At 45.5% G+C, this 22,368-nt stretch carries 18 protein-coding genes and 1 pseudogene; 5 read left to right on the forward strand and 14 right to left on the reverse strand.

Going from position 1 to position 22,368, the window contains the following annotated elements:
• Positions 1–15 precede the first annotated feature (15 nt).
• From ABLU80_RS25045 to ABLU80_RS25100, 12 genes and pseudogenes are all read right to left on the reverse strand, one after another.
• Positions 16–1,338, reverse strand: a complete 1,323-nt coding sequence (locus ABLU80_RS25045) for an McrC family protein (protein ID WP_348850578.1) — start codon at positions 1,336–1,338, stop codon at positions 16–18.
• On the reverse strand, positions 1,335–3,317 hold the full coding sequence (locus ABLU80_RS25050; RefSeq protein ID WP_348850579.1) for an AAA family ATPase: 1,983 nt from the start codon (positions 3,315–3,317) through the stop codon (positions 1,335–1,337). Before ABLU80_RS25050 ends, ABLU80_RS25045 begins: the two co-directional genes overlap by 4 nt.
• Positions 3,318–3,345: 28 nt before the next feature.
• Positions 3,346–6,594 carry a DEAD/DEAH box helicase family protein gene (locus ABLU80_RS25055; protein WP_348850580.1) on the reverse strand — a complete coding sequence of 1,083 codons (3,249 nt, stop codon included), beginning with the start codon at positions 6,592–6,594 and terminating at the stop codon, positions 3,346–3,348.
• Entirely contained in the window at positions 6,591–7,886 is a 1,296-nt protein-coding gene (locus tag ABLU80_RS25060; RefSeq protein WP_348850581.1) for a restriction endonuclease subunit S, read from the reverse strand. The genes ABLU80_RS25055 and ABLU80_RS25060 overlap by 4 nt, the downstream gene beginning before the upstream one ends.
• The gene (locus ABLU80_RS25065) at positions 7,886–10,246 is read right to left on the reverse strand and encodes a class I SAM-dependent DNA methyltransferase (protein ID WP_208524524.1); all 2,361 of its coding nucleotides are present in this window, start codon (positions 10,244–10,246) and stop codon (positions 7,886–7,888) included. The genes ABLU80_RS25060 and ABLU80_RS25065 overlap by 1 nt, the downstream gene beginning before the upstream one ends.
• 254 nt (positions 10,247–10,500) lie before the next feature.
• Positions 10,501–11,466, reverse strand: coding sequence for a 5'-nucleotidase (locus ABLU80_RS25070; protein WP_348850582.1), 966 nt, complete (start codon positions 11,464–11,466; stop codon positions 10,501–10,503).
• Between the two features lie 108 nt (positions 11,467–11,574).
• Positions 11,575–13,311, reverse strand: coding sequence for a hypothetical protein (locus ABLU80_RS25075; RefSeq protein WP_348850583.1), 1,737 nt, complete (start codon positions 13,309–13,311; stop codon positions 11,575–11,577).
• 171 nt (positions 13,312–13,482) lie between these two features.
• A complete protein-coding gene (locus ABLU80_RS25080; protein ID WP_212769382.1) occupies positions 13,483–13,866 on the reverse strand; it encodes a DUF4268 domain-containing protein in 384 nt (127 codons plus the stop codon).
• On the reverse strand, positions 13,863–15,569 hold the full coding sequence (locus ABLU80_RS25085; protein ID WP_348850584.1) for a serine/threonine protein kinase: 1,707 nt from the start codon (positions 15,567–15,569) through the stop codon (positions 13,863–13,865). The genes ABLU80_RS25080 and ABLU80_RS25085 overlap by 4 nt, the downstream gene beginning before the upstream one ends.
• A gap of 13 nt (positions 15,570–15,582) precedes the next feature.
• Positions 15,583–16,302: a hypothetical protein gene (locus tag ABLU80_RS25090; protein WP_212769384.1), complete on the reverse strand. Its 720-nt coding sequence runs from the start codon at positions 16,300–16,302 to the stop codon at positions 15,583–15,585.
• A 6-nt stretch (positions 16,303–16,308) separates the two neighbouring features.
• Positions 16,309–17,142: a TerY-P anti-phage system-associated VWA domain-containing protein gene (locus ABLU80_RS25095; RefSeq protein WP_212769385.1), complete on the reverse strand. Its 834-nt coding sequence runs from the start codon at positions 17,140–17,142 to the stop codon at positions 16,309–16,311.
• A 354-nt stretch (positions 17,143–17,496) separates the two neighbouring features.
• Positions 17,497–17,634, reverse strand: a pseudogene (locus tag ABLU80_RS25100) (HNH endonuclease); the annotation flags it as partial.
• A 742-nt stretch (positions 17,635–18,376) separates the two neighbouring features.
• Between ABLU80_RS25100 and ABLU80_RS25105 the strand changes: the two are divergent.
• Positions 18,377–18,718: a putative T6SS immunity periplasmic lipoprotein gene (locus ABLU80_RS25105; protein ID WP_042894168.1), complete on the forward strand. Its 342-nt coding sequence runs from the start codon at positions 18,377–18,379 to the stop codon at positions 18,716–18,718.
• A gap of 40 nt (positions 18,719–18,758) precedes the next feature.
• Here the strand turns inward: ABLU80_RS25105 and ABLU80_RS25110 are convergent, their stop codons facing one another.
• The gene (locus ABLU80_RS25110) at positions 18,759–19,628 is read right to left on the reverse strand and encodes a phosphorothioated DNA-binding restriction endonuclease (RefSeq protein WP_045386870.1); all 870 of its coding nucleotides are present in this window, start codon (positions 19,626–19,628) and stop codon (positions 18,759–18,761) included.
• 179 nt (positions 19,629–19,807) lie between these two features.
• Between ABLU80_RS25110 and ABLU80_RS25115 the strand changes: the two genes are divergently transcribed.
• Positions 19,808–20,443, forward strand: a complete 636-nt coding sequence (locus tag ABLU80_RS25115) for an HNH endonuclease (RefSeq protein WP_348850585.1) — start codon at positions 19,808–19,810, stop codon at positions 20,441–20,443.
• Positions 20,444–20,464: 21 nt separating this feature from the next.
• Here the strand turns inward: ABLU80_RS25115 and ABLU80_RS25120 are convergent, their stop codons facing one another.
• Entirely contained in the window at positions 20,465–20,806 is a 342-nt protein-coding gene (locus ABLU80_RS25120) for a hypothetical protein (protein WP_348850586.1), read from the reverse strand.
• A 288-nt stretch (positions 20,807–21,094) separates the two neighbouring features.
• On the opposite strand from ABLU80_RS25120, the gene ABLU80_RS25125 reads away from it, so the two are divergent.
• Genes ABLU80_RS25125 through ABLU80_RS25135 form a run of 3 tightly spaced genes read left to right on the forward strand, consistent with a single transcriptional unit; the run spans position 21,095 to position 22,304 of the window.
• The gene (locus tag ABLU80_RS25125; protein WP_348850587.1) at positions 21,095–21,682 is read left to right on the forward strand and encodes a hypothetical protein; all 588 of its coding nucleotides are present in this window, start codon (positions 21,095–21,097) and stop codon (positions 21,680–21,682) included.
• A gap of 59 nt (positions 21,683–21,741) precedes the next feature.
• On the forward strand, positions 21,742–22,038 hold the full coding sequence (locus ABLU80_RS25130) for a hypothetical protein (RefSeq protein WP_348850588.1): 297 nt from the start codon (positions 21,742–21,744) through the stop codon (positions 22,036–22,038).
• Positions 22,035–22,304: a hypothetical protein gene (locus tag ABLU80_RS25135; RefSeq protein ID WP_042894158.1), complete on the forward strand. Its 270-nt coding sequence runs from the start codon at positions 22,035–22,037 to the stop codon at positions 22,302–22,304. Before ABLU80_RS25130 ends, ABLU80_RS25135 begins: the two co-directional genes overlap by 4 nt.
• Positions 22,305–22,368 lie beyond the last annotated feature (64 nt).

A 22,368-nucleotide genomic window follows, 5' to 3' on the forward strand; every position in this document is an offset into this window, starting at 1 on the left:
TTATTTGTTTAGCTGCTATGAGACTGTTACAGCCTTTTCACAGGGAAAACAGGGGAAAGAACCTTGCCAATCACCTTTCACTAATCTACCCGATTCAAGATCAAAGGGCACACACCATAAAGATAAATCTTCATCGAAACGAAACACCGGTAGAGGTACATCAAAGTACAGGTGACGTGGATAAATAAGCATCATATTGCCTTTCCCATGAAGATACTTTTGCCCATAGGCGAACATCTGATACAGGTCCGACTGGCTGATTTCATATTTCCTCAGACTGTCATCGACTCTGCTATCTAATAGTTTCCATTTAGCATCAAGAACCAACGTCTGCCCGCCGGTTATAATAAAATCTGGCTTAAGCATGAACCATCGTTGAGATGACTTTTCACCAACTGGAACATGCTCTAACAAGTGCTGGCTCCTGGTCTGTCTTATGAGCTGATAATCGTGATGTAACGCACTAGCCAGGCCGCATCCAACCCATCCCTCATATAACTTCTCCATAGGGAACAGCAGGGAAATACCCTGATGCGACCCATGTTGAAAATCTGGATTCATCTGTTCAAGAATGAGCTGGCACCACGGCTTTATAGCGCGATAGCCGAGGAGATATTTGCCGTCACTCCATTGCCTCATTGGTTGCGTTGTGCTGCCACAAATTGGGGCTATGCCATCCAGTTGATGGATTAAAGAATTTGCCTGCCTCCAGCTTTGCCCTTGCCTGGTCATTTTAAGCGCCCAATCCAAAGCCGTCCGTAGCAGACGGTTCTCGATGCGCTGAGGAGAGAACTCGGCATAGCGCACATGAAAATGTGTACCTCTGCCCGGAGGCATTCTCATTTGTGCAGTGACATTCAGTTGACCACGGATAAACGCGCTATGTTCATCCTCGATGAGGTGATAATCGAAACGAAGTCCTTTACGCACTAAATCAGCAAGATGCCGCAAGAACTCACTAATTATCCATTCATGTAGAGGCTGGTCACTATATTGCAATGCCGCCTGGTTCGCTTCACGGGGTGTAATCCCTAAAGAGGCGCTTAGCATTCGGCGCAAAAGCTGACGTAGAGGGACTACCTCAGTTGGCGCTTCAAATGTGGTTTTTGGCAGAATTTCAATTGACTCGCCATTCGGGGATTGTAGATAACCGACATAGCTTCCCAAACGCAAAAACCGCTTCCCTTCTCGGCTGAGAATGTGAGAGGTTCCACTCCACGTTTGTTGTAACTGCTCAAGCCAGGAAAACGTTGCCTCAGAGACAATCCCCAAATCCATACTGGCTGGTTGAGAGTTATCACAAGTAAGCAGGGCATATTCCCGGACCTGGATCATCATGCGACAATCCCCTGATAAGCTTCTGCCGACTTGAAAGCATGTTTATTGATACGAAAACGCCTGTCAGACAAACTATCAGCAATATCTTTCGGGAATAGTGCAGAAAATGATGGCAGTTGTGCTGACTGTTGTAACAAGATAAAACGATATTCTTTCGCTTTCACCGAATCATTAAGTACCCATCCAATGCGTTCATAATCATCAAAGAAATACTCTCTCAGTAATGGAATGATTTTGTTCTGGAAGATGCTGGCAAGACAGGCTTCGCGGTCGGCGGAATTTTCTAATTTCTTTAGCGGCATAAAGTAAGCATGGCCAATCATATGCTCACTATCTAGCAGAGCTTCAATACGCTGATTAATACGCGTTAGCAACTGTGCGGCATCAATGCCAAACGCAGTGACCCCGGCTAGCAACTCCGGTTGTGCAGGCATTTCGGTAAAGCTAAAGCGGCGTCTTAACGCCAGATCCATTTGAATTAACGACTTATCAGCCGTATTCATAGTGCCAATCACATAGACATTTCTGGGCACGGAAAACAGCTGTTTAGAATACGGTAACATTAAGGTACGGGCATCTTCGGCACCCGATCGTTTATCGGGTTCCAACAGAGTAATTAATTCACCGAAGATGCGGGCAATATTACCACGATTTATTTCATCGATGATGAGTACGTGCGGCAATGCTTGATTGTCAGTTGTTTCAACCGGGGCCAGTAGTTGGGACAGTTTTTCCCGATCAATTGAGGTGTCCCTCAACTCATATAATGTCATCTGTGAAAGCGCTTTTAAAAACAGCTGTTCTTTCGGTAAGCTCGGCGAGTAGGTTCGTAGCCAGTTGACCTTACGCATTTGATGATAGCCTACGCGTTCATCATTGGGCAGATATTGATAATCGCCAGCGATCTCGGCAATGGCCCTAAATTTATGATTGCCATCGGAAATAATAACCAGGTCACCATTTTTCATGATGTTTTTAAACATATTGACCGCAGTCAGCATGTATTCGCTTCGCTCAACCAGACTATCACTCGCTCCATCTATGCGCAGTCGGACATCAGCCGCTGTCGTGCAGCCACTAAAATCAAGATTATCCCCCCAACCTAATAGAATATAATTATTTACAAGGCATTCATCGAAAATATAATCTTCACCGTCAAGCGTATTTCCAAGAGACATTTTCCAAATCCGTCTCCCATTCAAGGACAATGACTGGGTTGAACTACCACGCGTTTTAACTTCAGCATTCAGGCACAGCTGTTTAAAAATACCATCGACCACTTCGTAGCGAAGCGTGCCCGATTTTTCATCAGTAGTCGCGCGGATCCCTTCGATAAAGTCTTCATAGGAGAAGCTCTGGTGGAAGGTGGTAAACATAATGCGCTGCTTTTCTACCAACGCCCTATAGCGTTCTTTTACCAATTCCCGTAAGCGATTACCATGATGTTCCCGTATAGCCTGTTGGTACCAGGTATCATCGGCAATTTTGACCGCCATTTCAGTGGTACTGTAGGTTTTACCCGTGCCGGGTGGCCCGAAGAGAATCTGGTTTAAGGGATACATGAACGATTGCTCCTTGTTTTTGTCGTCTCTTTTTAGTCCCGGTTGGGGAGTTATAGATGGTTGGCCACCCAGCAAAGCTACCAGCGCCTGTAACGCTTCAATTGATTCAACATCTGCCGCAAAACCATATTGGGACGTACCATTATCTTTCGGGTAACGGCGGTAGCTGGTGCTTTTTACTTTTTCCCAAAGGCAGTGGATACCCGCAATGCGATCAATTTCCGCTTTTAAGGTAAGGGTTTCTGGTGCAAGAACTAATGGGCTCTCGTTAACTACGCCGTCCCGACCGCGTTTGACATACAGATACTTTCCATTCCCGAGCGCATGTTCAGAAGCATAGCCAGGCTCGAATTTTCCAGCCTCAAGCTGGTAACCCAATTCATTCAATGCCTGGTATATCTCGAAAGAATTCAGCATTCCTACACCACTCCTTGATGAAAAAGCGCTAAGCCCCTTTCAACATATCAAACACCACACGGGCAAAGCCTTTCGCTAGCTCAGGGTTAGAGAGATATTGCACCATCATCTCCTGCTGGGCGTCGTTGCTGTCCATCACGGCATCGTCAATGGCTTTCGGGAAATCACCCAGCATCGCCTGTTCACGCGTGTTGTTCGCAATCTGGGTCATCACCGCCTGGTTTTCTGACAGTTTGTCGCGCACCGCGAAGGCGTAATTGATCATGTCTTTATCGGTGAGATTATCGGTAACGAATAGCTCGTTAAGACGCGCAAGGATATTCGACAGAAACTCTTCTTTCTTGTCCTTCGGCTTCGCCGTACCGACATCATTTCCCGGTGTGATTTTGTATTCCGCCGCATCTTCCTGTAGCTTCAAATGCTGCTCGTGAAGCTTTGACAGGCGATAATGGCTCATCTCCACGTTGCTTAAATCAATCTCATCTTCTTCGATGCGCTGTTCATGCAGCAACGGACGCAGGTGGCGGGCAAACAGGCTCAGTTTTTCCAGGTTCTTGTCATCGTAATCGACGATTTGCGACATAAATTCGTAAAAACGGACAAAGCTGCCGAGATCTTTCTTGAAGATATCCAGCTTACTTTTTTCTTTCTCGCAGTCCTTAAAGGTGTTTTCCGCATTAGTAATCAGCACAACATCGCCGGTTTTTTTAGTGCGTTCAAACATTTCTTTGGCCAGCACATACGCCTCAATCGCCGAGGTGTAGCGATGTTTCCAACGCTCCACCGCAGGTTTGCAAATATTGCTAATAGCCGCGTTGGATTTATTTTTGCTGAAGAACGCTTCGCAGAACTGCTCCACTTCGTTCCACAGGAAAATGCCGCTGGTACGCAGTTTTTCATAAAGTTCAAAGACCAACTGCGGATCGCTGACATCAGTCAGTTCCGCAGTCTGGTAGTACGGCTGGAAAGCCCCCAAAATCTCTTCGGGTTCGTTGTAGAAATCGAGCACAAAGGTGCCGGACTGCGCCTTCCCCGGATAGGTACGGTTTAGCCGCGACAGCGTCTGTACACACTCCACGCCGCCCAGCTTTTTATCCACATACATGGCACACAGCTTGGGCTGATCAAAACCGGTCTGGAATTTGTTGGCCACCAGCATCACCTGGTAGTCATCGGTATCAAACGCTTTACGCATATCCCGGCCTTTCAGGCCTGGATTCATAGTGATCTCGGTGAATTTCTGGTTGAGCAGCGCAAGGCTGTTGTGGTCATCTTCGTGGAATTCCACTTCCCCGGAGAACGCCACCATCGCACTGATCTTGTCGTATTTTTGCTCGGCGATGTATTTATCGAACGCCAGTTTGTAACGCACTGCCGCCTTACGCGAACTGGTCACCACCATCGCTTTCGCCTGGCCAGCCAGTAAATGCATCACGTGCTTGCGGAAATGCTCAACAATCACCTTCACCTTCTGCGACACGTTATGATCGTGCAGCGAGACCCACTGGTTCAGTTTGATTTTGGCTTTTTTGCTGTCCACTTCCCGGTCAGGATCGTCGAGCTTTTGCAGCAGCTTGTACGCCACTTTGTAGTTGGTGTAGTTCTTCAATACATCGAGAATAAAACCTTCTTCGATGGCCTGACGCATGGAGTAAACGTGGAACGCTTCCGGCTTGTTGGTTTTTGACGCCGGTTCCTGAGGATGAGGACGACGGCCAAACAGCTCCAGCGTTTTGGCCTTCGGCGTGGCGGTAAAGGCGTAATAGTTGAGATTGTTGCTGCCTTTACGCGCGGCGACGGTGGCGTCCAGAATATCTTCTGAAGACATCTCCACATCGTCATCCGCCTCTTCGGTCATCAGCACTTCTTTCAGTTGACGCGCCGTAGAGCCGCTCTGCGAGGAGTGCGCTTCATCAGCAATCACGGCGTATTTTCGCTGCTTGAGGCTGACGCTGTTTTCAATCGCCTTCAGGACAAACGGGAAGGTCTGAATGGTGACGATGATAATCGGCTGCGAGTTTTCCAGCGCGCTCGCCAGCTTCTCCGATTTAGAACCATCGCCTTCTTTGTTATTGATACGCCCGACCACGCCGTCCTGATGTTCAAACTGATAGATGGTGTCCTGCAACTGGTCGTCAAGCACGGTGCGGTCCGTCACCACAATCACCGAGTGGAACTGTTTCTCGCCATTTTCATCGTACAGGCGGGAAAGCTGATGGGCCGTCCAGGCAATAGAGTTCGATTTGCCCGACCCGGCGCTATGCTGAATCAGGTATTTATTACCGGTCCCTTCCACGGTGGCGGCGGTGATCAGTTTGTTCACCACGTCCCACTGGTGATAGCGCGGGAAAATCAAGCTCTCGCTTTTGTACTTCAGGCCAATGGCGTTTTCTTTTTCGACGATTTGCAGATGCACGAAGCTCGCGAGAATTTTCAGCAGATTGTCCGGTAGCAGCACCTCATTCCACAGGTAGCTGGTGGCGTAGTCGTTGGCATCTTCCGGGATATCGTTCCCTGCGCCGCCGTCACGGGTGCCTTTGTTAAACGGCAGGAAGAAGGTTTTATCGCCATCCAGTTTGGTCGCCATAAACACTTCGTACTGACTGACGGCAAAGTGCACCAGCGCGCCGCGTTTAAAGGTCAGCAGCGGCTCGGGTTTATTTGTGCCTGGATCTTTCGGCAAACGCGTTTTCTTATATTGCGTAATGGCGTTTTGTACCGTCTGCTTAAATTCAGACTTCAATTCCAGCGTCGCTACCGGCAGGCCATTGACGAATAACACCAGGTCGATACGCCATTTTTTCGCTTTTATACCCGTTTCTTCAAATGCGGTATTCGACGCATGTGGGCTGTAAACCAGCTCCGGCACGATGCGGCAGATATTCTGTTTGTAGCGCGAAAGGGTTTCCGGATTGAGATTATGTTCCGGCTTGAACTGGCACAGGGAAAAACGCGCGTTATGGCTTTTGATACCGTGACGCAGCACGCCAAGCGTGCCGTAAGTACGAGACAAAACATCGGTGGCGTTGATGTCCGCTTTTTTCAGCTGAGCCACCAGCGCATCGAGGAAATGACGCTCGGTATCGGTCGGGTAAATTTTGGCAAACTTCTCCCACTCCTGCGGCTGGGTGGTCTGCACAAAGGTCAACGCATCCTGGGAATACAGCGCACGTTCGCGATCGTAGCCGTCGGTTTTGCCACATACCCAGCCTTTTTCTTCCATCTGAGCAATCATCTCATTCTGGAAGATCAGCTCTTTGGTGCTGTCCATGCTCATGCGGTGGCCTCCTGTGGCTCCTCAACGTTCTGCGTGTCGGGGGCAACCCAGTCGCGAACGTCGATTTTTCCGGTGACGGCGGCGGAAATGAGGGCGGTGCGGCGTTCTTGTAGCAACTCTATCTGTATGAAAGCTTTCTGAGTTAAATCATCAAATTTGTTCAACGTTTTTTGGACGAAATCAGCTATATCATTCTGCTCATTTATCGGAGGTACAGGAAATACAAATTCAATAGCGTCCGATACGTTAAACTGCTTTTGTGCTGCACCATAAGAAGAAAGATCAACTTGTTGTCTTCCAACCCAAACATTCATTGCAGCACATAGCCAGTCAGAGTTGTAACTGCCTCTTCTGATGATGATAATTGACGCGCAATTAGAGCCCTCTAAATCATCGGTAACCACTGACGTGATTCCAGGATATCCAACACGTACTGAGACTAAATCTCTACTATTTAATCTTGAAGGAAGTAGTTTATTGCTATCTTGAGGTGAAATTCGTCTTGTTTTAGTTAAGTCGAATCCAAACTCTTTAACATCACCACCAAATATAAAATAGACACCTTCATCTTTAGTATATGTAGAAGGATTAATAACGAGCCCAACACCAACTTTAGGAGAGATATGTTTTAACCGTTTTATAATCCAATGTTCCGGTACATCCCCCAACCACTCCACACCAGAATCTTTCATCGGCACATCAGGGTTTAGCCCTTTGGTGACGGCATGGCTAATTACAGCCTGACGTTTTTCTTTCAGCAGTTCAATCAGTTGCTGTTGCTTCTCGATCAGGTTATCGATTTTTGCGGTTTCGAGATCTAAAAACTCGGTTATTTTCTTTCGTTCTGATTCGGCCTTTGGGACGGAAAATTTATAGTTACTCAAGTGCTCCTGAGTCATACTTGGTAGGGCTGTATTTGTAGAATAACGGGAAAACTGAATAGTGAGCGCAAGATAATGAAGATATTTTGCATCAAAACCTTCATTTAACTCCGTGTAATACATTGTATCAACAGTCCAGAATGGCTCATTTATATATAATGGCTTGTCGATAGTTCCCTTGCGTCCAAGTAATACAGATGGCTTGTCATACATAAATTTAGATGCGAACGTAAATTGTCCACCTGATCCCATAACTGGATAGCCATCATCAGTTTGAACAGATTTATAATCTTGGCCATTTTTTATTGTTGCCAGATTTTTCAATCTACAAACAGTCCAAGACTCAGGTACGAGCCCCAGCCATTCAACCCCAGAATCCTTATACTTTGGATACGCCTTATACTTAGCCATCAGGAATGTACCTCCTGCAGCAGCTTCATAATCTCGGCGCTGACCGCATCCAGGTCGGCATCAATCTCGGATAGCGGGCGCGGCGGCTGATAAACATAGAAATGACGGTTAAATGGAATCTCGTAACCGACAATCCCCACTTCACCATCTTTGGCATCGCGCTTATCGGCGTTGATCCACGCGTCATTCACATGCGGCAGTACTTCTGCTTTGAAGTAGTTTTCAATCAGATCGCTGGTGGAGACTGTCGGATTCAACGGCACGTTCTCGTTATCGCGCAGCTCACCGTCCTGCTCAAACTCAACAACCTTGCCTTTGTATTCAAATGCACCGTACAGCGGTTGGGCTGCTTCTTTCAGTACCTTTTTCACCACCGGCTCGGCATCCGGGTTTTTGGTGGTGATGGCATCGATAAACTGCTTGTTTTCTTTCGCGTCCAGCTTTACGCCAGCCGTTTTGATGGCCCCTTTCAAGGTCAACTGGAACTGGTTGAAATCATTGCTCACCAGCGTTTTGCCACCCGCCTGTGTACCCAGAGCCGTCTGAATCTGCTGTGCTTTTTCCATTAACCCGCGCTGGGAAAGCCACAGTTTGCTATCGAGCAGATCTTTAATCTGCTTCTCTTTCAGCTCGGCAAATTCGGCTTTGATGATGGCGCGTGCTTCGGCTTCCAGCTCTGAGAAATCACCATAGTTTTCCTCATGCCATTGGGATGCGAACTCGTCATACAGGCGTTCCATTGGCGCGTTAAACGGCTTCGGCGCAAAGCGCAGTGTCGCAATCGCCTCATCGGTCACCTGTGCGGATAACCGCAGCGGGCGCTCAATGGTCAGGCGTCGATAGCCAAAGTCGGTGCTGTTAAAGATTTTGCTGGCGAAGGTTTTCGGCGCTTCGGTTTTGGCCGTTGCTGGCTGACGACCGCGGCTGGATTTTTGCTCGGCGGCTTTTTCCAGACCCAGTTCTTCCAGGGTGGTGGCATCCACCACCTCAAAGTCACCGAAGGTCTTGGTGATCAGCTTGATATCGTCATCGCCCATCAGGTTACGCTTGGAACCCAGTGATTTACGCATCTTGCCGCACAGGTTGGTGCCATCAATCAGCTGCACTTTACCTTTACGCTCAGGCGCTTTCTTGTTGGAGAGGATCCAGACGTAGGTGGCAATGCCGGTGTTGTAGAACATGTCCGTTGGCAGCGCGACAATGCCTTCCAGCAAATCGGCTTCCAGAATGTAGCGACGGATTTCGCTCTCACCGCTGCCCGCACCGCCGGTAAACAGTGGCGAACCGTTAAGGATAATCCCGATACGCCCGCCGTTGCTCACGGTGCCATCCACGTTGTGGTTGTCGCGCATTTTGCTGATCAGGTGCATCAGGAACAGCAGCGAGCCGTCGGATACACGCGGCAGGCCCGGGCCAAAGCGACCGTTAAAACCTTTCTGCGTATGTTCGTCGTTAATCTCGCCCTCAATCTTCTTCCAGTCCACGCCAAACGGCGGGTTAGAGAGCATGTAGTCGAACTGATCCAGCGGCAGCTGGTCGTTAGAGAGGGTGTTCCCCAGCTTAATACGGCTGACGTCCTGACCTTTGATCAGCATATCGGCTTTACAGATTGCGTAGGATTCCGGGTTCAGCTCCTGGCCAAAGGCACGCATCACCGCGTTAGGGTTCAGTTCGTGCACATATTCCATGCCTGAAGAGAGGAAGCCGCCGGTCCCGGCCGTCGGGTCATAAATGGTGCGGATGATACCGGGCTGCGTCAGGGCTTCATCATCTTCCATGAACACCAGCGAGGTAGTCAGACGCACGATATCGCGTGGGGTGAAGTGCTCACCGGCGGTCTCGTTAGAGCTTTCCGCGAAACGACGGATGAGCTCTTCAAACACCAGGCCCATTTCATAGTTGGAAATCGCTTTTGGGCTAAGGTCGGTAGTGGCGAATTTCTTCACCACTTTGAACAGCAGGTTGGCATCCTCCAGCAGGCCGACAAACTCGCTGAATTTGAAGTGCTCGAAGATTTCACGTGCATCCGGTGAAAATGCCTGTACGTAGCTTTCCAGGTTGGCTTTGATGTCGTTCTGACCCATCTTGCCCAGATCCATCTTCGAGGTGTTGAAGAAGGAAAGCGTGCTTGCGCGCAGCAGAAACTTCTCTTTGGCATCTTCCGGCAGCGGGCTGGTTTTTAATTCATCATATTTCGCCACCACCGCATCTTTGGTCTCCGCCAACACACACTCAAGACGACGCAGCAACGTAAAAGGCAGGATCACGCGCCCGTACTGAGACTGTTTGAAATCACCGCGCAATAGATCGGCCACCGACCAGATAAACGCAGCCGTTTGAGAAAAGTTAGTGTTAGTCATGAAGCCCTCGGAAGAGATTGCGGCCATGGAGCAAAATGCTCAGGCAAAAATTCACATTTGGAATGCTGTACGCAAAATAATACCTGCTACAGGGACTATCGCAACTGAATCGGCAAGAGCGGTCACTACAAGCCAATCAGTAAGGCAAGTATTAATCGGGTTATTTAGCCGTCATACGCGAAGAACATGTAGGAAGACAGTAAAAATAGACAAATAGCCATCTTTGCTGCTGGGTGGCTATTTGTTGTCAATTTTTACAATGCTTCCTTTTTAAAAAGCTCGGAATTGCTAGCATAAGGAACCTTACCAGAAGGAACAACTTTTGCAGCAGCAACCAAATGTACATCCTGGTCATCAAAGAAAATATGCGGTTTAAAGGCCTTCAGGACTTTCGTTTTCTCTACACCACCAAGAAAAAAAGCCTCGTCGACATATACCCCCCAGCTTCTCAATGTCTTAATGACGCGCATTTCTGATGGGCTGTTTCTGGCCGTCACCAGCGCGATACGAACGGGAGAATACTCAACGCGGATCGGTAGTCGTTCCTGAAGCTTGGCTATTTTTTTAAGCAGGGTTGCATAGGGGCCCTCTTCCATAGGGATATCCTGCTGCGCGTCTTCCCGAGCATGAAAAGCGGCCATCCCTTGAGTTTTATAAACTAGCTCGCTTTGATCGGAAAAAAGGACAGCATCACCGTCAAAAGCAATACGCACTTGCTCTTCTGGGATATCAGGGGCATCTGCAGGGGGCTCTTTCAATATAGCGGCGGCGCAATATCGGGAATCAATAACCTTTTGCGCGTCTTCGACATTAGTGGTTAAAAACAGATCCACATCAAAAGCATCAAGGTAATCGGCAACGGTTTCACCAGCGGTAAAAGCTGAACGTGTAATGTCGAGTTTATCATGGCGAATGGTATTCAAAACGCGGATACCCGTATCAGGGCTGTTACGCGACATGACAACAACCTCAACCAACGGTGATTTATCATCGGGTTGGCGATACTGGTTCAGCCCCAGAAGCGCTTTAACCAAGGGATAACCTGTCCCGGGCTGTAAAGGCTGGTTTTCGTGTTCCAGCATGTAGGCACGATACTTTTCAATGGCGCTGTCGGGATCGGTCGCATAGGTTTCGCGAAACATACGATCAGATTCGCTCATGTCAAAAAGTGCCGTTGCGCTAATGCCAATAACCAACGTGTTACTTAAATCTAAAGGCATAGTTATTTCCCTTAAACAATCATAAGTATTCTAACGACTAAGTTCATAATTGCGTCTGGCAGAGTGTCAGTCCCGGATATTATCCGGGACCATTCTATCTAACTAAACTCATTTACACTTCTCTATTGATTTGACAACAATATCCTTAATTTGATCCTTGAATACCTTAAAGTGCTCAGCTTGAGAGGCATCAATGACTGCATTACTAAAAATGGTCGTTATATCCCGTTTCCTGCTAATAGTTGAACCGGTACCAGCTAGAAAATAGGATTCTTTCCATTTTTCATACGGTTCAGTAATTAACTTGTTGCGAATGAAACTAAGAATTAGTTTGTTGAACTCTCTCTTGATTTTATTAATGCTTTTTTGCTTCAAATTATCAATGGCTTCATATTTCCAACCTACTGGCGAAGTTAAAAAACCCCCAATATATTTGCTTACGGTTTCCTCAAAATCAGTAATAGGCATAAACATTCTAAATCCATCTATATTTGAATACATACGACGATTGAATGCTTCTATTGTTTTCCAATGTTCTCTGTCTAATAGTCTTTTATAATGTGTTTTAAAATCATTAGCAGTAGCATTGATATGCAGTGCTAATAACTCAAAGTCATACCTTGGCTCAATGAACACTTCGTCATTATTTATCGTGGAGACTGTGTTTTCAAATATGGAGTTGAAAGCCAATTCAAGCCGCTCGTTACGATCGGTTTTATCGAGGTCCCCGATGAAATAAATATCACCAATATCAATGTTACACTTTACATCTTCTTTTTTTAATGCGTCCAGCACGTTATTGAGACCATCTTTTACATAATCGATCCGGTCATCATCTGTTGGCTCGTCTGAATCATAAGGTATAACTTCATCCAGTTTAGTGAATATCAACTTTAATTTCTCGCCATACCCACGCTGGAAAATACTTTTCAATGCATTTTTACCTCCAGCAATAAAAGGTTTTTTTGATTCTTCGATAAGTAATATTGAATTAACATCATAAAAGAAATCATAATGTCTGGAGTCTAATTGTGCAGTTTCTTTTGTATTATGCCCAATGCCTTCACCATCAATGATAACTATTTCTGCACTATTGCTCACCCATTCAGATTTGAGTTCTCCACTCAACCTTGCATACTCGACAACAGGAGATATAGATTCTTTATCACTGGATAATGTTTTTTTGCATTTTTTGATGAAGTCTTCTTTTTCAGTTGAAGTAAATTTATATACTTGCGACTCATTGCTTAACCTACTTCCATCACAAATAGACATTACATTCTTCTGAATGAGATTCATAATGTTATTTTGAATGCATTCGACTTTATCATTTAGTTCATCAATAGCAAAACTGATATACTCATCTTGATCTGTTATATCGTCGTTGAAAATTTCTTTTAGCTCAATTATTTTTTCAGAAAGAAGTGGTGTAAGTGAAATCACTTCTGCCGAAAAGTTTGTAATATCACTGGGATCAAGAAGATAGTATAAACGAAATCGCTGATCATTTGTTTGACGTAAACTTCTGAGTACATCCTCACCTTTTAATGACTTTTCAAATGCCTCTTTTAAAATTTCTCTGACATATCCATTAATTTCATTAAAAGATTTTAACAAAATTGTTAATTCATAGCTGGATGAGTTACATATTACATACTCAGTAGGTGCAACGGTTGTTCTGCTTTGTCTGGTAGTCGGGAATTTGGTATTTTCAGTTCCTAATATTCTTCGAATAAACGTTGTTTTTCCTGCTCCAGTATCCCCTAAAAGATATACTTTAGGAATTCCTTTTGGGATTGGACTTACTTCATCTAACTGACGCTGTATTTCATTGTATTTACTCATGATTGCACCTCTTGCATGATGATAATGTATATATGGCTGGCAACGTTTTAGCCAGCATAAAACTGACATCGTCCCATGATTTAAAATAATTTCCGTTTTTTAATTAACTCATTCGTCCCAGCGCTTTATGGGGGGACTTGTACCGACGTGGAGTCTGGCTAACCAGAATGTTCAATCCTGCGCGAATATTTTTACGTACCTGCCAATTCGGACGCAGGTTTCATGGCTCATAGCGGCAATCATTGCTCTGCCGTCCATTACGGTGTTGCGCTTCTCAACGTGAGCGGCCTGTACGGCGGCAAGCTGTTGAAGCCGTGGTTTTCTTGATACCTCTTCAACAGATACCCGGCTTTGTTCCAGCCTATTCGGTGCCATGGTGTTGATATCTGTCGATGCTCGCGAAATCCATAATTCTACACGGGTTTCCTTCGTGCTGAATATTAGGCTATACGGCATATGACTTATGTCGTAATTTGCACATAACCAGTTAACCATAGAAGGATGGGTGTTGTTATGTAACGTATATGGAATGTCTTGGTTGAATAATACAATCATCCAAATATTTTTTTGAAAGCCTTAATTATTATATCTGTCATAGATGTTTGCTGATTCGAAGTAACGGTCTTACTTGGAATATTTTGGTGTTGTGATATCTGTTGTGATATCTGTTGTGAGGTCGTTGGTCTGGTTCGTGCTGCATAATGTGTCGAGGATTTAGCAGACGCTACAGGCTGCGTTTGCGCTCTCACCGGTGCTGAAGATTGTACCGATGCTCTTATTTTATCAAGGACCGCCTGGTTTGTTGATGTAGCGCTGATGCTTTTTGAGTTAGGCGTTACGGTGATCCTCTTTCCCTTTATACGCTCCAGGGCTGCCTGATTGCTTTTTGTAGAATTTGGCATTTGTTGGATATGGCTCGGCCCTGCGAGACGCCAGTGGGCATCTTTTTCAGAAAGAACTGTGATTTGACCAACAGTCGTTACCGTAATTGAGAGATGTGAATAGTTGAATTTCTCATTGATGTAAGGCGGTTCCATAAGGCCGGTTACACTAATCCATTTCCCGATCCATGAAGTATTGGGTTTGGTAGGCAAAGCAACAATGCCTTCACTCCATATGGATATCTTAAAGATATTTCCCCGCCAGTCACCGAAATTAACGAAGATATATGGTTTTCCATTTTTAGCCTTATTAAGTTTAACCTCAATAATTCTACCGATAACTTCAACTTTATCTCCAACTCGTTGAAGACAAGCGCTGTAATCCAGGGCTGACAGGACGGTATAGGCGCTAATATAACCAGGTTTCAGTCTGCTTCTTGGAATATCCCCATTCATGCTAATAATTGCCAGGGATACGGGAATGTTTCTGCCTACAATAAAGTCAGCTAGTGAAGGCGTTTTATCCATCTCTGAAACGCAGATCGCCGCGAAATTCTTTATAAAGGCGCAGAGCTGTGGAACGCCCGCTAACATTCTTAAAATGGGTGATGAACCAGGATCAACGAAGTCATTAGCCCGAAAAACTATTGCGTCTAGCTCTGAATTTGATTTATCCCAAATGGATGGGGCGACTTGTAAGGTTTTAAGGGCCAGCCACAGTAATATCAGTGAAAAGCGATCCAGAGTATGATTAAACGGATTTGTCGCTTTACGCAAGGGGTGTTGAAAATTGACATGCCCTAGTTCTGCGCTGCCTAATGTCTTAATCTCATCAACATACATTCCATCATAGTCAATTAACTGAACGGTTGCTCCACCGTCAGATACCATCAGGTTTCCAGTCTGGAAATCACCATGCGCAATTTTTTCTTTTTCGAGATAGGCGGCGAGTGATTCTATCGACGCAGATAGTTTTGCCATTGTTTGCACAGAGTGCTTGTTGACCTCAAGAAACTCTCCTAGTGTTTCTCCCTTCGCCCATGCCATTTTAACAATAGGATACGATACACCTTCGACTTTGATACCTTGGGGTTGAAACTGAAAGTCGAGAAAATAAGGGGAATGAAGACTCTCAATTTTCCTTGAGATAGCCTCATAGCGACGTTCTAATGCTTTGGATTCTCTGTGAAAACAACGAACGGCGTATTTCTTAGCACCCGAACTGATCGTATAGGTCAGCGCGAAACCACCACTGATGGCAAGAGGCATACCCAATCCTGTCGTAGCGACTGAGCCAGATTTTAATTCAGGATCGCTTAACAGCTTACTGTGTAGCTGAAATGCTTGGTTGTATTGTTCAAGAGATGGGTAAGGCATCTTTCTTTCCGCGTTAAAACGATAGTACTAGCAGTGTTGAGTCGTCGATACGCATACGTTTTGCTGCACGTTCCCTCAAGACTAATTCCACAAGCTGCTCTTCTGTTTGCAACGAAAGTAATTCAATAAGACCAGAACCCTTCGCCTGAGCTTGCGTCAGCGTCCATTCGCCGAGTGCATCGGTCATGCAGAGAAGTTTGGGCTGAATGAGTTTTTCGAGGTAAAAATTTTTCCCATGAATTGTCCAAAAGCAATTTCCGCCAACGAAATTATTATGAGTAGGGAGCGTGGCAAACAATGTTGGCCGTTCTTTAAATTTGACTGGGTTATCGAATGGCCATGCTCGAATCAATTTTTCGCCATCAACCAGCAACGTAATGCTATCCCCTACAGCAAGAATTTCTACCGACTGATGCTCTTCAAATTCCTTTATGCCTATTAGTGTCGCAAAACTGCCTCTTTCGAATGCGGCTTGCTTGGACCAGGACATAGATGGGAAGTCATGTGCGGCAGAATATTCCGCCATAGCAGATGTTATCCAATCAGGGTTGACCTCCGTGTCCGTAATGAATTTACGACTAAGAAGATCTGCCCATAACTTTGAATTGAAAGACTCGCTTGCTCCATCGCAGAGAGCGAGCCTTCTCCCGTCTCCGGAGAAGGCATATTTATCCTCGTTTGCCTCAGGGCATAGAGGATCTTTGGGAACGGTTCCTGAGAATTCCAGTTTCATTATGGCTCAGCGTAACTGAGAAGCCCGGGTTCCGATGTCGAAGAAATCGACAAGCTCGGCAGCCTCAGCATTGAACATAAATCCACGAGATTCGATACTCACAGGATGGCCTTTTTCTTGCGCGAAATGTACCAGATGCTCTGGAAGAGGGCTGGACATGCGAAAAAGCAACTTAGCATAGGCGTCTGGCAAACCGGCATCGGAGGAGGGGAATCTTATTGGATCATTACCGAGGGAACTGACGTGGATATTAAGAATCAGAACTTCGCCGTCATTGGTGCGAATTTGCCGTAGATGATTGGCTATTTCTTCTGGATCTCCGTCGTTAGATTCACCGTCAGTGACATGTAAAATTGTAGGAGGATAGCAATCCGGATGAGAGTCACACCAGGTCACCAATTCCTCGGCGGCTTTGGTAAGCGCTTCACGCATAGGTGTACCGCCATTGGCGGTAGGATCAAACCATACTGGAAACTTAATTGCTGTTTCGATGATCCCGCCGGCTCCATCATCCATTTTCCGTTTACGATCTTCCACTCTGGCTGGATGTTGTTCCAGGGCTGAAATTGGATTGAGGACTTGCCCTCCCAATGGGCCGCTGAAACCATTAGAAACCCCTTGGGCACCGTAGCCTAAAACCCCGATTTCGAAATAGTCGCGCACCCCTTCAGATTTAGTACAGCGAGTGATGAGATTCATCAAAGTTCGATTGAGCGCATCGGAGACGAACTCCGCTTTACTACGACCTGAAGACATTTTATCGGACATCGAACCAGACTGATCGACAATGAAAAGAAATGCTGTAGGGTTATTACGGCTGATTTGAGCTTCGTAAGCCATGTGTCTTTTTCCTTTATGAGAATACTTTTATCGTATCAATTTATTAGACAATTGCGAGGAATGTCCAAAGAACAATTTAAATTATTCGTTGAGCTTTGACTAAAATCATAATACGACATTTTCTTAACGGTTAGTGATTAATGAAATATTCAAAATTTACTCATTAAATAATTTATCTTTGTTTATTAAATAATTTAACTGAATATATTGACGTGGAATTATTCACCTAATCTATTGAATTAATTTAAGAAGAACACTTATGCAGAGGGGATAATATTTATTATGTGTCCATTTAAAATATGTCATTAACTTAATTCCTTAAATATCACCCTCCTTTGTCACTCAACTAACTACAACCTTTCCCTGAATACTCTTAGGAAAATGGGCTTGCAGGATCTGATGCGCCAGGGTGTTAATCAGCCTCTTATTCTTGCTCAGCAGCACGAAGTGTTCTTCGTCAAATCCTCCCGCTATGTGATAGGCCTTCAATTTTGGGGGAGGGAAGCAGTTCCTGCCACGCTTTTCTATGTCAGTAACGATTGTAACGAATATGCTTATTACCTTCCTACCAACGGTGTGGCCTTACAGCAGAATTTTCCGGTAAAAATATTTTCCTTGTCGATTGCATTGGCGTACGATAAATAAACAATGCCGCTGCAATTCAGAGGGATTTTGAATGCCTGTAAACGAGAGGATTAACGCGACATCCGGGACACGTATTAAGCCCGGTGGAACGAGGCTTATAACCACTGGTGAGATTGGGTTAGCAAGAACGCTATACAGCTACGGTCTCCGGTACAATACAGTGTGGATTCATCGGGAAAGTTATTTGCCGTTCAATCTGCAGCCTACTGATATTGCTATGAGTCCTAACGGCGAAATGTGGTTTAGGGAAGACACCTATTCCCATGATTTTTCAATGGAAGTTGATGTGCAGAAAAAAACATAGATTCATGCACGAGTTAATGCATGTATGGCAAGCGCAGCACGGGATGTTTGTCAGAACCAGAGGGTTGTTCTCCCGATTTGCTGATTACAGTTATAGTTTAGACAAGGAGAACATACGACATTATAGCTTAGAACAGCAGGCTTCATTAGTTAGTGATTACTGGTTGTTGCAAGCTTACGGTTTTAAAAATTATCTGTATCTGCCTGCATTACGAGATTATGATCATAAAGAATCTGACTATACATTGCTTCAAAAATATAAATTAGTTATGAAGGGATTTCCACAATGAAGAGATTCGCTATCTTACCTTTAACTTTTCTTATTTCCGGTTGTCCTGGTGGTAATCCTGCGCCACACCCAAGAGATACCATTATTAATGGAGAGCATCTTTGCTTTAGTTTGGATAAAAGGGATGTATTGAATTACTACACTATTGATTCAGGCGAAAACGGTAAGACGCAAACGGTAATGAGTTCTGGTTATGACAAGTTAATGTCATCATATCCTGACAATTGCATCGATATTGAATGGAAGAAGAACCATACTTATGTCATTAACTACGGTTTAAATAATAAAAAATATGTTCATGAATTTTTTATCGATCGTACCGGGACGTTGACAAAATAGCGGAGGGGTGACTCCGTGCCATATAGTCACGTGCCTTACCTCACCTCCTAAATACCTCTCTCCTGTGCCACTCCACAAATCCCTCTTTCGGGTAACAATCCTTCCCCTGAGGCAATCCAATTTGCTTACCATCAAAATCCCAGAACAGCTTTCCGACAATCCCGCCGCCGTTAACCGCGGGAGAAATCTGTACCCGCATATGCTCATCCAGGCCAATCGAGCCTTTATCAAACGCCTTATGATGAATGGCGCATAGCGCCAGGCCGTTGGGAATTTCACATGGACCGCCGTGCTGCTTCCATTTGATATGCGCAGCCTCCAGCGCGACGGAGGTATTGTCATGGCGCATATTAAAGCCGCAGATAGCGCATTCATAGTTATAAGCGCGTAGCACCTGTTGGCGGAACAGCGGGTCGCGTTCTTTGCGAATTTGCTGGATATCAAACCCCATCTCGTCGGCGATCTCTTCCTGAATACTCTCCGGGAAATGGGCCTGCAGGATCTGATGCGCCAGGGTGTTAATCAGCCTCTTATTCTTGCTCAGCAGCGCGAAGTGCTCTTCGTCAAAGCCGCCCGCGACGTGATAGGTTTCCAGTTCTTTAGAGGGTGGCTGTCTGCTGCCTTCAGTTGAGCATTGCTCAGCGTTGCGTAATTCCCAGAAGCCGTCGCCTTTTAGACGCCAGAAAGGCATATCGGGGCGGTATTGCGCGCGCTGTGGACCAAAACGCTCCAGCAGGCTATGTAACTCATCACGAACCTCTGAGGCGTAATCGAACATCCGCGGATGTCCGTGCTGGTAATGCGACAGCACGTGCAACAACAGCAGAGGTTTATGCGGCGCGCGCTGTTCGCCTTTGCGCCAGATAGTGATATTGGCGATCGCTTGTTGCAGAGTTTTACTGGAAGGCATCGCGTTACGTTTTTCGCTAAATAATTGCGATGATGCTCGCAAAACTGCTGACGATCAAGCCACCGGGATTCGATATCCAACCCAGGTCTCTTTTCAACTATCACCATGATTTATCTATTCGAAATTTATTCCGCTTTTTATCTATAATGAGGTCACTCATCATCAAATAGTTCAGCCATATGAAACGGTTGCCAGATCATCTATCGCGAGAATGCATCATCGAAGCCATCCGCGCATACGACGAGGGTATAGCGCATCAGTTTAAAGACGCGCGTCTGTATGAAGTCGAATTCGAAGGACGTCGTTATCCCTCTAAAGCTATCGTTGGGATAGCGGCCACCATGGCGACAAAAACGGAGTTCACGCCGGCGGATTTCAGCGGTGGGATCAAATCCAAATGCTTCCGTCTGTTGCTGGAGCAAGGATTCAAGATCGTTCAGGAGCGAGTAGATGATGCTGGTATTACCCCTTTCCCCGACGAGCTACAGACGAAAAGTGAGTTTGTAGAAGGGGCTGCGGTTCAGGTTATGGTTAATCGCTATGAGCGCGATCGCCAGGCCCGCGAGGCCGCGTTGCGCTATCACGGTACCCGGTGTCAGGTGTGCGGCCTTGATATGGCGAAGCGCTACGGTGATATCGGCCAGGGCTTTATCCACATTCATCATCTGGTGCCGCTATCGGAGATTAAACAGGACTATCGTCTGGATCCGAAAACTGACCTGATCCCAGTTTGCCCCAACTGTCACGCGATGCTGCATCGGCGAAACCCGCCATATACGCCGGAAGAGCTTAAAGCGCAGATGCTGGCAGAGTGAGGTAGCGACTGAATGGCGTTGTTATACAGAGAGACCACTATCTATTTGTTTGATGAGATATTTTTTCTGCAGCTGGTTAGCCTTCCAGGCCAGGAATGGTGAGAATGTACCCCAGGTAATAGCCAGTACTACAACAGTACCCAGACCTCCAGAGATGAGGTATTTCTGGGGGCCGCATAAGGTGGTGACGAACATAACCACAACCAGAGCAACGGTAACCCAGAATGCTACCCGGAATCGGCGGGATAGCACTGAAATCAGTTCATCCAAATTTCCTTCTGCTGCTGCAAGCCTGCGATGCAGACTCTCGACATCGCTCTCAGTGAATCCGGCATCGAATAGATCTCTTTCTTTGATAGTCATTATAATTGCCCTTTTTTGTATAATAAATATGAGTCTATTATTCCCCTACGATTGCAGATAAAAGTTACTGTTAACTAATCTGCTAATAGTTCTGTGATGTGGTTGATTAATAATTTATATAAAATGATCCGTTAATTATCATCTTTGATAGCTTGTTTTTAATAAGAGCAAGGGAAAATAAAGCATGAAATCATAACTATTAATCAGTTAGTATGGTGTTTATGTTCTATCATAGTGTTCTCTCTGAATGGAATAGAGCTGAAATTATAACTTAACCCAGGGGGCTAAATGGATGTTTTGCGCATGGATTTGCAAGCAAAGTTACAGATTGTCCTAACAAAAACAGCTAATCACCTACCTGTTGATATTGGAAACTATCTTTTAACGATGTTAACTCCGCACGCATTAGTGACAATGTCTGGAGTATTAATAGTTTGGGGAAGTGCTCATTTTTTTGGAGTTGGTGAAATCGCTGATGTGATACTCCTCTGTGCAGGATGGGTTGCAATAGGTGGAGTTGCTCTTAATACAGGGAAGTTATTGTATACCTTTGCAATAAAAACCATCAATGCTAAAACAGAAGATGAGCTTGAGGATGCGGCAAGAGATCTTTCAGAAGCAATCATGTTGGTTGGAGTGAATACTATTTTTGTCATTTTACTTAAAGCGAAACCAGCCGATACGTTTAAAAGGCCTTTCAGGGGGGCTTCGATGCCCCAATATAGTAACGAAATAGCTAAACGCATGAGTCTTCCGAGAAATGGAGGTTGGCGTTATACACCCACTATAAAAATAACCAAATATAAGGATGTGGAGCAGGGGGCGACGAAAATTTGGGGGGTGCAACTATTGGGCGTAACTATTATCCTAACGTAATGTCAAAGGATGAAGCCTATCTGAAAATGCTGACGACGTTGTATCATGAACGAGTTCATATGGCGATCGCACCTAAGTTTTATTTATTACGTGAGTTGCGTGTATTCATGAGGCAGTCGGCTTATTCTAAATCCTATATATTACGTTATCTTGAAGAGGCCCTTGCTGAAACTATTGGTTTGTTAAGAGCCAGAGGTATGAGTAGAGAGTACATCATTCAGGGATTTAAATTTCCGCTAGGTAATACTTATGAGATAACATTCTCCTTATTGAGGCATGAAGCTGCTGGCATGCTTTTAGGGCCAATCACGGTGGGAGGAATAATGTATAGTGTTTGGTACGGAGTCCAACGATGATTTCCCGCGAACAGGCTATTGCTATAGCTAAAGCCTATGCTGATACGAGTGGTCGCGGTTGGGATGAACATTATCATGAAGCCCAGCCGATGATGCTGGATGGCGAGCCGGTGTGGTGGGTTGCTACCACTGATTGCGAATATTCAACTGAGCAGCCGTGGCTGATGGAACAACTTCCTAATCCTTCTCATTATTACATCAGTATGGTGAGCGCATGCTGTGTGGCCGTGGGATCAAGGGAGAACGATTATCAGCGGGTGGGCTAAAAGTAGTAACTGTCCCAGTCCTCATCTTCATTTAGTTACGATTCTCGCCAATCATCCAATAAAT

Origin of the sequence: Klebsiella sp. CN_Kp104 (assembly GCF_040064515.1) — a bacterium.
GTDB classification, from domain to species: Bacteria; Pseudomonadota; Gammaproteobacteria; order Enterobacterales; family Enterobacteriaceae; genus Klebsiella; species Klebsiella aerogenes.

Coding starts and splice junctions, on each gene's coding strand:
- ABLU80_RS25060 (WP_348850581.1), bottom strand. CDS start 7,886: ATGGCTAAGTATAAGGCGTATCCAAAGTATAAGGATTCTGGGGTTGAA.
- ABLU80_RS25085 (WP_348850584.1), bottom strand. CDS start 15,569: ATGCCTTACCCATCTCTTGAACAATACAACCAAGCATTTCAGCTACAC.
- ABLU80_RS25110 (WP_045386870.1), bottom strand. CDS start 19,628: ATGCCTTCCAGTAAAACTCTGCAACAAGCGATCGCCAATATCACTATC.
- ABLU80_RS25080 (WP_212769382.1), bottom strand. CDS start 13,866: ATGATTGTATTATTCAACCAAGACATTCCATATACGTTACATAACAAC.
- ABLU80_RS25115 (WP_348850585.1), top strand. CDS start 19,808: ATGAAACGGTTGCCAGATCATCTATCGCGAGAATGCATCATCGAAGCC.
- ABLU80_RS25070 (WP_348850582.1), bottom strand. CDS start 11,466: ATGCCTTTAGATTTAAGTAACACGTTGGTTATTGGCATTAGCGCAACG.
- ABLU80_RS25090 (WP_212769384.1), bottom strand. CDS start 16,302: ATGAAACTGGAATTCTCAGGAACCGTTCCCAAAGATCCTCTATGCCCT.
- ABLU80_RS25130 (WP_348850588.1), top strand. CDS start 21,742: ATGGCGATCGCACCTAAGTTTTATTTATTACGTGAGTTGCGTGTATTC.
- ABLU80_RS25125 (WP_348850587.1), top strand. CDS start 21,095: ATGGATGTTTTGCGCATGGATTTGCAAGCAAAGTTACAGATTGTCCTA.
- ABLU80_RS25050 (WP_348850579.1), bottom strand. CDS start 3,317: ATGCTGAATTCTTTCGAGATATACCAGGCATTGAATGAATTGGGTTAC.
- ABLU80_RS25075 (WP_348850583.1), bottom strand. CDS start 13,311: ATGAGTAAATACAATGAAATACAGCGTCAGTTAGATGAAGTAAGTCCA.
- ABLU80_RS25135 (WP_042894158.1), top strand. CDS start 22,035: ATGATTTCCCGCGAACAGGCTATTGCTATAGCTAAAGCCTATGCTGAT.
- ABLU80_RS25105 (WP_042894168.1), top strand. CDS start 18,377: ATGAAGAGATTCGCTATCTTACCTTTAACTTTTCTTATTTCCGGTTGT.
- ABLU80_RS25065 (WP_208524524.1), bottom strand. CDS start 10,246: ATGACTAACACTAACTTTTCTCAAACGGCTGCGTTTATCTGGTCGGTG.
- ABLU80_RS25095 (WP_212769385.1), bottom strand. CDS start 17,142: ATGGCTTACGAAGCTCAAATCAGCCGTAATAACCCTACAGCATTTCTT.
- ABLU80_RS25045 (WP_348850578.1), bottom strand. CDS start 1,338: ATGATGATCCAGGTCCGGGAATATGCCCTGCTTACTTGTGATAACTCT.
- ABLU80_RS25120 (WP_348850586.1), bottom strand. CDS start 20,806: ATGACTATCAAAGAAAGAGATCTATTCGATGCCGGATTCACTGAGAGC.
- ABLU80_RS25055 (WP_348850580.1), bottom strand. CDS start 6,594: ATGAGCATGGACAGCACCAAAGAGCTGATCTTCCAGAATGAGATGATT.